Origin of the sequence: Testudinibacter aquarius, from assembly GCF_004342725.1 — a bacterium.
Lineage (GTDB): Bacteria > Pseudomonadota > Gammaproteobacteria > Enterobacterales > Pasteurellaceae > Chelonobacter > Chelonobacter aquarius.
The window spans coordinates 63,083-76,522 of sequence record NZ_SMCP01000006.1 but is presented as its reverse complement, the minus strand read 5'-3'; the positions used below and the strand labels follow the sequence as shown (position 1 = coordinate 76,522).

15 protein-coding genes and 1 other RNA gene are annotated in these 13,440 nt (G+C 45.9%); 13 read left to right on the top strand and 3 right to left on the bottom strand.

Annotation, left to right across the window (positions count from 1 at the left end; genetic code table 11):
* The 3 genes from pstA to pstS all read right to left on the bottom strand — a co-directional run bounded on the left by pstA (position 1) and on the right by pstS (position 2,966).
* On the bottom strand, positions 1-873 hold the full coding sequence (pstA, locus tag EDC16_RS07705) for a phosphate ABC transporter permease PstA (protein WP_416069082.1): 873 nt from the start codon (positions 871-873) through the stop codon (positions 1-3).
* A gap of 5 nt (positions 874-878) precedes the next feature.
* Positions 879-1,838: a phosphate ABC transporter permease PstC gene (gene pstC / locus EDC16_RS07700; protein WP_132967077.1), complete on the bottom strand. Its 960-nt coding sequence runs from the start codon at positions 1,836-1,838 to the stop codon at positions 879-881.
* A 72-nt stretch (positions 1,839-1,910) separates the two neighbouring features.
* The gene (gene pstS, locus EDC16_RS07695) at positions 1,911-2,966 is read right to left on the bottom strand and encodes a phosphate ABC transporter substrate-binding protein PstS (RefSeq protein ID WP_132967075.1); all 1,056 of its coding nucleotides are present in this window, start codon (positions 2,964-2,966) and stop codon (positions 1,911-1,913) included.
* A gap of 397 nt (positions 2,967-3,363) precedes the next feature.
* Between pstS and ssrA the strand changes: the two genes are divergently transcribed.
* From ssrA to EDC16_RS07630, 13 genes are all read left to right on the top strand, one after another.
* Positions 3,364-3,729: a transfer-messenger RNA gene (ssrA, locus tag EDC16_RS07690) on the top strand.
* A 184-nt stretch (positions 3,730-3,913) separates the two neighbouring features.
* Entirely contained in the window at positions 3,914-5,188 is a 1,275-nt protein-coding gene (locus EDC16_RS07685) for an integrase arm-type DNA-binding domain-containing protein (protein ID WP_132967073.1), read from the top strand.
* 401 nt (positions 5,189-5,589) lie between these two features.
* Positions 5,590-6,003, top strand: coding sequence for a phage tail terminator protein (gene gpU / locus EDC16_RS07680; RefSeq protein ID WP_132967071.1), 414 nt, complete (start codon positions 5,590-5,592; stop codon positions 6,001-6,003).
* A gap of 11 nt (positions 6,004-6,014) precedes the next feature.
* Complete coding sequence (locus tag EDC16_RS07675) at positions 6,015-7,196, top strand: phage major capsid protein (protein WP_132967069.1); 1,182 nt, start codon at positions 6,015-6,017, stop codon at positions 7,194-7,196.
* A 52-nt stretch (positions 7,197-7,248) separates the two neighbouring features.
* Positions 7,249-8,043, top strand: a complete 795-nt coding sequence (locus EDC16_RS07670) for a tail assembly protein (protein ID WP_132967068.1) — start codon at positions 7,249-7,251, stop codon at positions 8,041-8,043.
* Between the two features lie 6 nt (positions 8,044-8,049).
* Positions 8,050-8,601, top strand: a complete 552-nt coding sequence (locus tag EDC16_RS07665; RefSeq protein ID WP_132967066.1) for an HK97 family phage prohead protease — start codon at positions 8,050-8,052, stop codon at positions 8,599-8,601.
* A gap of 1 nt (position 8,602) precedes the next feature.
* Positions 8,603-9,826: a phage portal protein gene (locus tag EDC16_RS07660; protein ID WP_132967064.1), complete on the top strand. Its 1,224-nt coding sequence runs from the start codon at positions 8,603-8,605 to the stop codon at positions 9,824-9,826.
* Positions 9,810-10,151 (top strand): phage head closure protein, encoded by a 342-nt coding sequence (locus EDC16_RS07655; protein WP_132967062.1) that lies wholly within the window; start codon positions 9,810-9,812, stop codon positions 10,149-10,151. The genes EDC16_RS07660 and EDC16_RS07655 overlap by 17 nt, the downstream gene beginning before the upstream one ends.
* Complete coding sequence (locus tag EDC16_RS07650; protein ID WP_132967060.1) at positions 10,141-10,452, top strand: head-tail connector protein; 312 nt, start codon at positions 10,141-10,143, stop codon at positions 10,450-10,452. The genes EDC16_RS07655 and EDC16_RS07650 overlap by 11 nt, the downstream gene beginning before the upstream one ends.
* Positions 10,453-10,463: 11 nt before the next feature.
* The gene (locus EDC16_RS07645; RefSeq protein WP_132967058.1) at positions 10,464-10,835 is read left to right on the top strand and encodes an HNH endonuclease signature motif containing protein; all 372 of its coding nucleotides are present in this window, start codon (positions 10,464-10,466) and stop codon (positions 10,833-10,835) included.
* Positions 10,836-10,858: 23 nt separating this feature from the next.
* Positions 10,859-11,134 (top strand): hypothetical protein, encoded by a 276-nt coding sequence (locus EDC16_RS07640; protein WP_132967056.1) that lies wholly within the window; start codon positions 10,859-10,861, stop codon positions 11,132-11,134.
* A 125-nt stretch (positions 11,135-11,259) separates the two neighbouring features.
* A complete protein-coding gene (locus EDC16_RS07635) occupies positions 11,260-11,625 on the top strand; it encodes a phage terminase small subunit P27 family (RefSeq protein ID WP_132967054.1) in 366 nt (121 codons plus the stop codon).
* Complete coding sequence (locus tag EDC16_RS07630; protein ID WP_132967051.1) at positions 11,626-13,293, top strand: terminase large subunit; 1,668 nt, start codon at positions 11,626-11,628, stop codon at positions 13,291-13,293. It begins immediately after the preceding gene.
* Positions 13,294-13,440 lie beyond the last annotated feature (147 nt).

Genomic DNA, 13,440 nt, shown 5'->3' with positions numbered 1-13,440 from the left:
TTATTTCTTTTCTCTATTTTTAAACACAACACGTGCCAACACGTTCAGCAACAACACCGCAAAAGTGATGATCAACACCCCGGTCCACGCCAGCTCCTGCCAGTTATTGAACGGGCTGGAGGCAAATTTATAAATCGTCATCGGCAAGCTCGCCATCGGTTTACTCATATCCAAACTCCAGAATTGGTTGGAAAGTGCGGTAAACATCAAAGGGGCGGTTTCGCCGGCAATCCGAGCAACACTCAACAGCACACCGGTGATGACGCCAGCGGTTGAAGCACGCAAGGTGATCGACAGAATCATTTTCCATTTTGGCGTTCCCAAGGCATACGCAGCTTCACGCAAACCGTTCGGGATCAAATTCAGCATATTTTCGGTGGTGCGGATCACAATCGGCACCTGCAACAGCGCCAACGCCACCACGCCCGCCCAGCCGGAGAAATTACCGAATGGTGCCACCAGCAGCACATACACGAACAACCCGATCACAATCGACGGTGCCGACAGCAAAATATCGTTGACAAAGCGCATCACTTCCGCCAACCATGATTTTTTGCCGTATTCAGAAAGATAAATCCCGACCAAAATCCCCAACGGTGTGCCGATAAAGGTGGCAAACACCACCATCATCAAGCTGCCCATAATCGCATTCGCCAGACCGCCGACTTCGGCATTCGGTGCTGGTGTCATTTCGAGAAAAGTAGCAAGAGAAAGCCCTGCTATCCCTTTTTGCAAGGTGGTGAACAAAATCCAGACCAGCCAGATTAAGCCGAAAACCATTGCCAACATCGCAATTCCAATCGCAATGTTATTGATAATCCGACGTTTGTTTTGCAACCGCACTTTGACTTTTTCATAGTGATTATTTGTGATGCCCATTATTTGGCTCCCTCATTTTTAGATAAACGACGTACCAATAATTTGGAGACAATCAACACGACTAAGGTAATCGCAAATAGGATTAAGCCCAACTCCATCAACGCCGAAATGTGCATATCCGATTCCGCTTCGGCAAATTCATTGGCAATCGCAGAGGTAATACTGTTGCTTGGCATATACAGCGACAAACTGTCGAGCTGATAGGCATTACCGATCACGAAAGTGACTGCCATCGTTTCGCCCAATGCGCGCCCCAAACCCAGCATAATCGCACCGACCACACCGCTTTTGGTATAAGGCAACACAATGCGCCACACCACTTCCCACGTGGTGCAACCGACGCCGTAAGCCGACTCCTTCATCAGTGCCGGGGTCTGTTCAAACACATCGCGCATCACCGAAGCGATATAAGGAATGATCATAATCGCCAGAATAATCCCGGCGGCAAGAATCCCGATACCAAAACTCGGACCGGAGAACAGCGAACCGATAATCGGAAAACCCGACACCACTTCGCCCAGAGGACGCTGAAAATATTTAGCAAACAGCGGCGCAAAAATAAAAAAGCCCCACATGCCATAAACAATACTCGGCACTGCCGCCAACAATTCGATTGCCGTTCCCAACGGACGACGCAGCCACATTGGCGCCAATTCGGTCAGGAAAAAAGCAATGCCGAAACTTGCCGGCACCGCAATAATCAACGCGATTAACGAGGTGACTAAAGTACCGTAAATCGGCACCAACGCCCCATATTGATCCATTGGCGGATTCCACTCTTTTGACCACAAGAAAGAGAAACCGAACTCTTTGATTGCCGGCAGGGAAGAAATAATCAGCGAAAGAATGATCCCGCCCAGAATCAACAACGTCAGATAAGTGGAGAATCTGACCAGTAATTCAAAAAAAATATCACCTTTCTTACCGGGTGATATTACTGTTGCGGATTTATTTGACATATAACGTCCTTTATAAGTCCATTTTTAGACAATAGAACGGTGTGCGCTAACACACCGTTCCATTAACACCATTTAGTAAAGCGCTTTGCCGTCTTTGCCAACAATATTGGCTTTCCAAGCTGATTTAATCGTGTCAACCACTGAAGTCGGCAACACCGCATAATCTAATGCAAGGGCTTCATCACCGCCTTTGTCTAATGCCCACTCGAAGAATTTCAAGGTTTCAGCCGCTCTTTCAGCACTACCCGGCTGTTTTTCTAGCAAAATAAACGTAGTTGAGGTGATTGGCCACGCGTTTGCGCCTTTTTGTTGGGTCAAGTCTTGTGCGAAAGAGTGGTTCCAATCGGCACCGGCAGCGGCATTACTGAAACTGTCGGAACTTGGTCTGACCACTTCACCGTCGGCAGACACTAGGCTGGCATACGGCAAATTGTTTTGTTTGGCATAGGCGTATTCAACATAGCCGATTGCACCGTCAAGTTGTTGGATTGAAGCGGAAACCCCTTCGTTACCCTTGCCGCCAAAAGAACCCGGCGCCCACTGTACTGTTGAACCGGCACCGACTTTCTCTTTCCACTCGGCACTGACTTTTGATAGATAGCTGGTGAACACGAAAGTCGTTCCCGAGCCATCAGCACGACGAATCACGGCGATGTCTTTATTCGGCAGATTCAAATTAGGATTCAGCTTTTTGATGGCTTCATCATTCCATTTTTTCACTTTGCCCAAATAGATATTAGCAACAGTTTCTCCGTCTAACACCAACTCACCGCTCTTAACATCGTCCAAGTGCACCGCCAAAACCACGCCGCCAATCACCGTCGGGAATTGGAACAAGTTTTCTTTCGCCAACTCTTCATCTTTCATCGGCGCATCAGTCGCCCCAAAATCGACGGTTTTGGCTATAATTTGTTTTTTACCACCGGAAGAACCGATACTTTGATAGTTTATACGGTTACCGGTTGCTTTTTGATAAGTGTCCGCCCATTTAGCATAAACCGGTGCCGGAAAAGAAGCACCGGCGCCGGTAATGTCAACCGCACTTGCCACTCCGGCAGACAGAACCATCGCAGAACCCATCAAGGTGAACAGTGAAGTACGAACCAATTTATTTTTAATAGCTTTCATAATGTCTCCTTAAATAAAATTTGAAATTTTTGTCGGCAAAACCAATTGAACAAACCGTTTTCTGATATGCCCATCCCACAACTTGTGCACAAATATAGATCAAAAATTTACCCGAGCAAGCTGTTTTTTCCATCTAAAAAGTGACAAAATAAATAGCTACCCAACTATTATTAATTTATTATCATTATGAAATATAATATTTTTTTATTTTTGTCATATAACTGTCATAAAACAAAAAAAGTTTAATTGCTTATTTTTCGAACAGCGAGCAAACTATTTGCAACCCTTTCCTGATTTTCACACTTCCACTTTGTTATTCTTCAAAAATGACGACTAAAGATAAAAAAGGATAATCCTTTTGTTTGACGCTGTTTTTTGCTAATATAACAAACCTATTGGGGCTGATTCTGGATTCGACGGGATTGGCGAAGCCCAAGGTGCATGTCGAGGTGCGGTAGGCCTCGTAAACAAACCGCAAAACAATAGTCGCAAACGACGAAAACTACGCTTTAGCAGCTTAATAACCTGCTCTTAGCCTTCTCTCCCCAGCTTCCGCTCGTAAGGCGGGGATCAAGAGGAGTCAAACCCAAACGAGATCGCGTGGACGCCTCCGCTTGCGGATCGAAACGTTAAATTGAATCAAGCTAGTTTATCTGTCGCGTGTCTGTCCGCAGTGGGTAAGTGAAATTAAAGACTGACTAAACATGTAGGACTGAAGGTAGAGTAATTTCGGACGCGGGTTCAACTCCCGCCAGCTCCACCAAAAAACATATCGTTACTGTTCGTAACTTATCGGAAAGCCTAGAGAATACAAGCCTCTAGGCTTTTTTCTTGTTCGTAGCTTACCGTTTCTTTTCGTCTTAAATCTAGAATTTTAGTAATACGTTTAGTAATATGCCGATCGTATTACTAAAAACCGTATTACTAAAAACGCCTGGAGGCTTGATATGGCTAGGACTGTTAAGATTTTAATGAAAACACAAGTTGATAAAGCAAAACCATCAGAAAAGCCTTATCATCTTGCTGATGGTGGTGGGTTGTATTTATTGGTAAAACCCAGCGGGGTGAAAACATGGCAATTTAATTATTACAAGCCGATAAGCAAAAAGCGCACCTATATCAGCCTCAATAATTATCCTGATTTTTCTCTTGCTCAAGCAAGATCCAAGCGAGAGGAATTTAAAGCCTTACTAGCTCAAAATATCGATCCACAACTCTACCAACAACAAGAAACCGAACGGCAGCAACAGGCGGATAATAATACGTTTGCCAAAATTGCAGCGGCATGGTTTGAAGAACGCAAAACCCGTGCCCGCTTTTCAGAGAAAACAGCTGCTGACACTTGGAGCATGATCGAACGCCATATCATCCCGCACTTTGGCGAATTGCCAATAACACAAATTACCGCACTTATGGCCATCAATGCGTTTAAGCCATTACAGATCAGAGGAACGTTGGAAACCTTAAAGCGGGCAATTCAGAAAATGAATGAAATCATGACTTATGCCCTACACCGTGGAATTATTGAAAGCAATCCTATTGCCAATATTGGAAAAGAGTTCGATAGCCCAACCGTTACCCACATGAAAGCAATCCAACCGGAACAATTGGGCGAATTTTTGACAGCCCTCGCAAATGCGAATTTAACGCGCACTACGCGTCTTTTGATTCAATGGCAACTATTGACCATGACACGCCCAGCAGAAGCCGCCACAGCTCGCTACAGCGATATAAACGAGAAAGAAAGAATATGGACTATCTACATTCAAAAAGGTTTAAAAACGACTGACGAGGGACGAGAGCATAAAGTTACGCTATCAAGGCAGGCTATCGCCGTTCTTCACGAAGTTAAAAAGCTCAGCGGTGGCAAAACGTATTTATTCCCGGGTATTAAAAATCCGTCAAGTCATATAGATCCACAAACTGCTAACGCTGCCATTAAAAGAATTGGTTATCGTGGCAAGCTGGTGGCACATGGAATGCGAGCGATAGCCAGTACCGCATTAAACGAAGCCAGAACACCCGACGGACTACGACGATTTGATAAAGATTTGATCGAAGTGGCATTATCACATATCAATAACGATGACGTGCGTATGGCTTACCTCAGGGCGGAATATCTGCCACATCGTTTTGATATGCTGCAATGGTGGGGTGATTATGTCGAACAAGCCGCACAAAACGCTATACCAAGGTTTCATCTACAAGTTGTTAATGCTTAAGCCAAGAGAACACTAGCCAGCCTTTTCGGTTGGCTTTTTTATATCCACATATTATTTTTTTAAACTTTTATAGTTTTATCTACTTATCTATTTATTTACTCTTATATATATTTATTTTTTTGATTTCTAAAGAAAAAATATAAGTAGATGAATAAATAGATAAAGAATAGGTAAGGGGGTAAAAGTAGGTTTATCAATTTCATTCCTTGGCACAAGTAAGATCGAGAATAACGCCCAATTCATGAAAAAATCCGATTATTCACAAATCCTTTTGTAAATTCCTTGTTCGTATCTTTTCGCACCCTTTCGCTTTAAAAATCCTCTATTTACAACGCCTTAGAAGTAGTTATCTTATGATATGGGCTACTTGTAGCCGTCTTAATTAAGATAAAAGGTAATCTATGAATATCCATAAAATTGTTAGAAAAGACGTTATTGATCTGCTTGCCGCTAATCTTGAGGGCGTAAAGCATTTTTATAGCGGTACTGCTTATTTTCCTGATGTTCAAAACCAATTGCCGTCAATTTCCGTTTCAATCCCTAACGCTACCTGTGAAGCCGCAGGGTTTGGTGTAACGGAATGGAATGGGACGCTTGATATTACTATCTTTGTTCCATTATTTGAGGGTGAAGATCGTCTAGATGATATAGCGGAACAGGCAGCCAAATTAATCAAGGTTGGTTATGGTTATAAAAGTATTCGCCAGTTCCGGGCAGATATTGGGTACGGTTATGAATTTGACACAGAGCAACACGCTTGGAAATCGGCAACATTAAGTTATTCCATTGATTACGGCGAACAACGAACAAATTAGAGGATTCATCTATGTTTAAAAAATTACTCGAATTACGCCAACAAAAGGCGAAACTGGCGGAGGATATGCGCAATTTGCTGACCCAAGCCGAAACCGAGAACCGTAACTTGTCAGAGGCAGAATCAAAAACCTTTGATGAACTGCGCTCTCAAGCTGCCACCCTAAAAACCGATATTGAGCGTTACGAATCGTTAGCCGATGAAGAGCGCAGTCAAAGCGGGCAACCGGTGGAGACTAAAACAATGCAATTTAGCAATGATGAACTACGTCACTACATTAAAACGGGTGAATTGCGCTCTTTATCCACTACCGCCAGTGATGACGGTGGCTATACGGTCATTCCGCAGTTGGATAAGCAAGTCATGACCCGCTTGACCGATGACAGCGTTATGCGTCAAATCTGCCATGTGGTGCGCTTGCCTGTCGGGGCGAAAGAGTTCAAAAAATTAGTCTCCGCAGGTGGTGCCACTGTTCAACACGGCACCGAGGGAAGCGCCCGCACTGAAACCAACAGCCCGAAACTAAACGAGGTGACGATTGCGCTTAATGCGATTTATGCCTATCCGAAAACCACTCAGGAAATTCTGGATTTTAGCTCGATTGATATTTTGGATTGGCTTTCAGAAGAAATCAGCGAAACCTTTATCGAAACCGAAGAATCGGACTTAACCAGCGGTGACGGTACGAAGAAAGCTAAAGGGTTATTAACCTATGCCCGCGCAGCTACTGCTGACAAAACCCGTGCTTTTGGCACCCTTCAAAAATTGGAAGTGGCTAACGCAGCCGGGATTACCGCTGACAGCTTGATTGACTTGTTCTATGCCTTACACAGTAAATATCGCAAAAATGCGGTGTGGGTCATGAGTTCAGCAATTGCTGCTCAACTTCAAAAACTGAAAAACGGTAATGGCGATTATATTTGGCGTGATGGTTTATCCGCTGGTGCGCCCGCTACGCTGTTAGGCTTACCTGTTCATTATTTGGAAACCATGCCGACAGGTGGCGCAGGTAAAGCGGTGATCGCCTTGGGTGACTTCAATCGCGGTTATTACATTGTGGATCACGCTACCGGCGTTCGCACCCGTCCGGATAATATTACCGAGCCGGGCTTTTATAAAGTCCACACCGATAAATATTTGGGTGGTGGTGTGGTGGATTCCAACGCCATCAAATTTATTGAAACCAAGGCTTAAGCCGAGGAAATCAGGGGGCTGCAAGTCCCCTTTTTTATCAACAGGAACATAAATGCTCACAGTTAAACTTTACGGCGATCTTAAACAATTTATCCCTGATGATAAACCGCTAAAACTGGCGGTTGTTACCGGTGCCGAAGCGATTAAGTGCATGACATCTCAGATCGAGGGTTTGCAGCAGCACATTATGCGAGGCGTATATAAAGTGCGGATCGGATCTCGTTATTTGTCGGAACAGAATCTAAGCCAAGGGCTGCATGAAATATTATCGAAAGGTGCGGTACTGCATATTACGCCGGTGTTGAAAGGTGCGAAAAAAGCAGGGGTTTTTCAAACCGTCTTTGGTCTGGTGTTAATTGCTGCGGCGTATTTTGTACCGGCATTTGCGCCTTATGCTACGCAGATGTACGCAGCCGGGGGAGCGATGGTATTGGGTGGTGTTTCGCAAATGCTGACCAAGCCACCCAATATGGATATGAAGCTCGGTAACAGTGACAAAAAAACGGGCTCTTCTTTTTCCGGCTTACAAAACCTGTCACCACAAAACCGCCCGATTCCGCTGTTATACGGGCGGATGATGGTCAGTATGATTCTGATTTCTCAAGGGGTTGACACCTTTATTCCAGAGCCGACAGAAGCCGAGAAAGAGGCTATGCGTAAGGAAGAAGAGAAAAAGATACAACTGGCAAAATCCTCCGGCAATCGCTATCCGAAACCGTTTGAGTATGGTGAGCATAACGAGCGAGACAGAGAGCGAGAAGCAGAAAATGCGCGAGCCGATCGAGAACGAGCGGAGGCAGATAAGAAAAATGAGCGGGACGAACGACGTTCAGAGGGTACAATTTAAGGGGGTATTATGAAAGATTTTGAAGTCAGATCTGTCACGCTGCAAGCCGATAACCAAAAATTAATCGGCTATGTGGTGCGCTGGAACAGTCAATCTAAACCGCTATGGGATTTTATCGAGCAGTTCGCCCCCAATGCCTTTGCGGAATCGTTAGCCGAAGGGCAAGACGTGCGGGCACTGTTTGAACACGACCACACTAAATTACTGGGCAGAACCGCCGCAGGTACGTTATCGCTGGTGGAAGATAACACCGGCTTACGCTTTGAGTTAGTGCCGCCAGACACCACGCTAGGGCGTGATTTATTGGTTTCGGTGGAGCGTGGCGATATTACGGGGATGTCTTTTGGTTTTCGCACGCTTTCCGATTCGTGGGATTTTGAGCAAGAGCCGATTTTGCGCACTGTAAACCGTGCCGAGTTGGTAGAAATTACGATCACCAGTATTCCCGCTTATCCGGAAAGCAGTGTTCAGCTTGCCAAACGGTCAATGGCAGATGCCCGGAAACGGCAACAGCCTAGCGCACTCTTAAACCGTTGGGCTGAGCTGGCGGGGGTGTAAGATGTGGCCATTCAAACGCAAAACCGAACAGCGCAATGCGTTCACCGTTGACGAGTATTTATCGTATCTTGGGTTAAGTAATACAGGCGCCGGGGAATTTGTCAGCCCGTCCACTGCCGAAGCCTTGCCCGCCGTGCTGAATGCAGTCACGGTAATTAGCGAAGCGGTGGCGGCTATGCCCTGTTATCTGTATCGCTTGGAAAAGGACGGACGGGAGCGGGTATTTAACAGTCCGGTAGATTTCTTGCTGAATGAAATGCCGAACCGCAATCAAACACCGTACCAGTTCAAATACACGATGATGAGGCACTGCTTGTTAAATGGTAATGCCTATGCGGTGATTGAGTGGGATAAAAAAGGCGAGCCGCTATCCTTAACGCCTTATCCGCCAAGTGCGGTTAATATTCAGCGCATGACCAACGGCAGCTATATTTACCAAATCACCGATTTAAGCGGCAAGGTTAAAACCTATCTACAGGACGAGATTTTACACTTGCGGCACTCGTCCGATGACGGCTTTATGGGACGTTCCCCGATTACGATTTGCCGGGAAACCATAGGGCTGGGATTAGCGCAACAACGCCACGGATCGGCAGTGATGAAAAATGGTTTAATGGCAAGCGGCTTAATTACCACATCCGAATGGTTGGACGCGGCTAAGGGGGATAAAGTGATTAAATCCCTTGAACGCTATGCCGGTGCCAAGAATGCAGGTAAAACCCCCGTGCTTGAAGGCTCAATGGACTATAAACAATTGGGCATGACCAACCAAGACGCAGAATGGCTACAGAGCCGCACATTCACAATTAGCGATATTGCCCGAATTTTCAATATCAGCCCGATCTTTTTACAAGACTATTCCAATAGCAGCTACAGCAATTTCAGCGAAGCCAGCCGCGCATTTTTATCACAAACTTTGCGCCCGTGGCTGACCAATTTTGAGCAGCAACTGAAAGACGCGCTGATGGTGGATTTGAACCGCACTTCCCCGCGCTATCTGATTGAGTTTGACACCAGTGATTTATTGCGCACCAGTCAAAACGACAGATTCAATAGCTACGATGTGGCGATTAAATCCGGTGTGATGTGTCCGAATGAAGTGCGCCGTAAAGAGGGCTTAACTCCCTATGCTGGTGGCGATGAATTTAGCCAAGCATGGAAGCAAACCGTTGAAGTGAAAAAAGGTAGCAACGAGAAAGGGGCGGACGATGGCAAGAATGATTAGCGCCGGACGTTATAACAAGCAGGTGGCAATTCAGCGCCCGATTCATACCGCAGGCAATTACGGACAGCATACAACCCAATGGGAAGATGTCACTACGGTCCACGCTGCCGTTGAACCGTTGCAGGGACGGGAATATTTTAGCGGGCCATACATGATGGGTGAAAATATTATCCGGGTGAGAATCCGCTATCAACCGAATATCACCAACAAAATGCGGTTGAAGTATGGCGAACGGATATTAGCGATTTATTCGGTGATAGACAGCCGAGAAAGCCACCGAGAAATACAGCTGATGTGTAAAGAGGGGGAAGCTTATGCCCGATAATTTAATCACCTTAGACGAAGCCAAGGCACAGTTAAGTTTGGATCACAATATGGATGATAACTTGATTCAGGGTTATATCGCGGCCGCCCTTGAGGTGGCGCAAACGCATATCGGCAAAACCTTTAGCGATAGCCTGACCGATAAAACGGTACCCTTTAGCCAGTCTATCAAGATTGGCTGTTTGATGTATGTCGGTCATCTTTATGCCAATCGAGAGATTGCCACCGATACCGCACTTCACATGGTACCGATGGCAATCAGTGCGCTATGGAATGTGTACCGTGAACCCGGTTTATATTGAGGTGGTGGCTTATGCCCTTTCAGCCCTTGCGGCGTTGCACCTATCCCGGCTGCCGTAACAAAGTACAGTTCGGACGGTGTGACGAACACAAGCCCAAGGATAACCGCCTGCCAGCCTCACAACGTGGCTATGATAGCCGCTGGACGAAGTACCGGGCGCAATACCTCAAGGCGCACCCGCTATGTGTGATGTGCTTAGTTAAAGGCAAGTACACCCCGGCAACGGTGATAGACCACATTAAGCCAATTGAGAACGGTCAAGCCGATCCACTGTTCTGGGCTGCCGACAATCATCAAGCGCTATGCCGTGACTGTCACAGCTACAAGACCAGAGTGATAGACCAACGGGGATTTGGTGCAAAGAAAAGAAATGAAACTTACTAACATAACTACAAGGAACTAAGACTATGAGCAATTGGAAAAACGATCCAGAACTGGAAGAGTTACTAAACAACGTTAAAGAACGCAGACCGCACTTATGGAGCAAGCTATCTAAGCTGAACATACAAGCCAGTAAAGCAGAGGCTGAAGAGTTTAATCAATTAAAGCGGGAATTATGCTCTATCAAGCTTCCAAGTAATGAAGCGCTAGAGAAGCTAACCGTAGGTGAATACAACAAGTTGGCACAATCCGTTGAGGCTAGATACGATGTTGTGCTGTTACTTTGTTCGATCTTTAAATAGTGCTGAATCAAAAAGGTAATTGACGGGGTGGGGGGAGTTTCAAAAACAAAGAAACTTCCCTTAAGAACCGCCCGCCCCCTCAAATTTTTACGCACAACACTTTTTTTGAAAATATAGGACACACAATGACGAGACGCAAAACCCCGAAAGCACCTGACTACTTAGACGAGATCGCAACACAGCAATGGAAAGCCCGAATTAAACAACTCTTGGAGCGTGGCGATATTCAAGACGCGGATTTAGTTCATCTGGAGATGTACTGCCTGAATTACTCGCTTTATCGCCGTGCGGTTCAAGACTTGGCACAGCGTGGATTTTCGATCACCAATTCCCAAGGCACGGAAGCACGCAACCCGGCACTGACCGCCAAGGCGGACGCAGAGAAAATCATGATTAAAATGTCGTCTTTGCTTGGCTTCGATCCTGTCAGCCGCCGTAAAACGCCAGTGGAAACGGAAGAATTAGACGAATTAGATCAGCTAGGGGCATAAATGAGCGAATGGCACGACTACGCAGAAGCCGTTAAACATGGCGAAATTATCGCTTGTAAGCGCATAAAACAGGCTGTTGAGCGGTATTTTTCAGATCTGAATAATCCGCTTTATGTGTTTGATGAAACGACTGTAGCGCAGTTTATCGCCTTTTCACGTCTATGCCCTCACGTTAAAGGACACTTACGCGGTCAGCCCATTGAGCTTTCAGACTGGCAACAATTTTTATTTGCCAACCTGTTCGGCTTCAAGCATAAAGAGACCGGATTGAGAAAATACCGATCCGCTTATGTTCAAGTCGCACGCAAAAATGCTAAATCTACCGTTGCCGCCGTGCTTGCCAATTGGTTTCTGATTATGGAGAAAGGGCAACAGGATATTTACACCGCCGCTGTGAGCCGAGACCAAGCCCGAATTGTGTTTGATGACGCGCGCCAAATGTGCTTGTTATCGAAGCCGCTTAAAAAACGGGTCAGCATATTGCAGCATAAAATGATCTACCCGAAAAACAACAGCCTTATGCGTCCACTGGCGGCGAAGTCAAGCACCATTGAGGGAACTAACCCCAGCCTAGCCATTGTGGACGAGTACCACTTACACAGCGATAACAGCGTGTATAGCGCACTGGAATTAGGACAAGGCGCACGCCCTGAGGGATTATTGTTTGCCATTACCACTGCCGGAAGCAATGTGATTTCTGCCTGTAAACAGCATTATGATTATTGTTGTCAAATTTTAGACGGCAACGAGCAGAACGATTCATTATTTGTGCTGATTTTTGAACTGGACGAAGAGAGCGAAATCGACAGCCCCGACAATTGGATCAAGGCTAATCCCAATATCGGCAAATCCATACCGCACTTAGACTTTGAAAACACCATCAAGAAAGCACGAGGTATACCGTCGGAATGGGTGGAAATGCTGACCAAGCGTTTTAATGTGTGGTGCCAAGGCTCGACACCGTGGCTAGGTGATGGCAACTGGGCAGCGTGTCAACGGGATTACAGCGAAGACGATTTACACCTCAAAGAATGCTATATGGGCTTGGACCTATCCAGTACCAACGATTTAACCAGCGTATGTTATGCCTTTCCGCACGGTAACAAAGTGCGGTTGTATGCCCGGCACTATATCCCCGAATTTCAGCTTAACAACGTGGCCAACAAGAACCGTGCTATCTATCGGCAATGGGTGCGCCAAGGTTGGTTACGCACTACCGAGGGCGATTGTATCGATTATGACACGATTCGAGATGACATTTTAAAAGACGCAGAACGATTTGACATCAGCATGATCGGCTTTGATGTCTGGAACGCCACGCACCTCAGAACCCAGTTACAAGGCGCAGAGCTTGAAGTAGAGCCGTTTCCGCAAACTTATCAACGTTTCAGCCCGGTAGCGAAATCGGCGGAAGTGCTGATCAATCGGCAAGTCATCGAACACAACGGCGATCCGGTTTTAACCTGGGCGCTATCTAATGTAGTCATGGAAACTGACGCCAACGCCAACATCAAGCCCAACAAAAAGAAATCGGCTAACAAAATTGACCCGGCAATTGCTTTTTTAATGGCGTTCGGCACGTATCAACTTGAATATGGCGATATTGCTTTTGAAATGAGCGAAGCACACAAAACCGCCCTTGATAACTTCAACGGCATAGATTTATAACCTAACCAATAGCACCAACAAACGACGTTAAAAAAGCACTGCAAAAACCTTTATTGATTAATTCGGCAGGTGACTAAAAAAGTCACAAAATAGCGATAGTTGATATTTTTAAGTAGAGCGGCTAGAATGACTAGACAAGCAACGGCA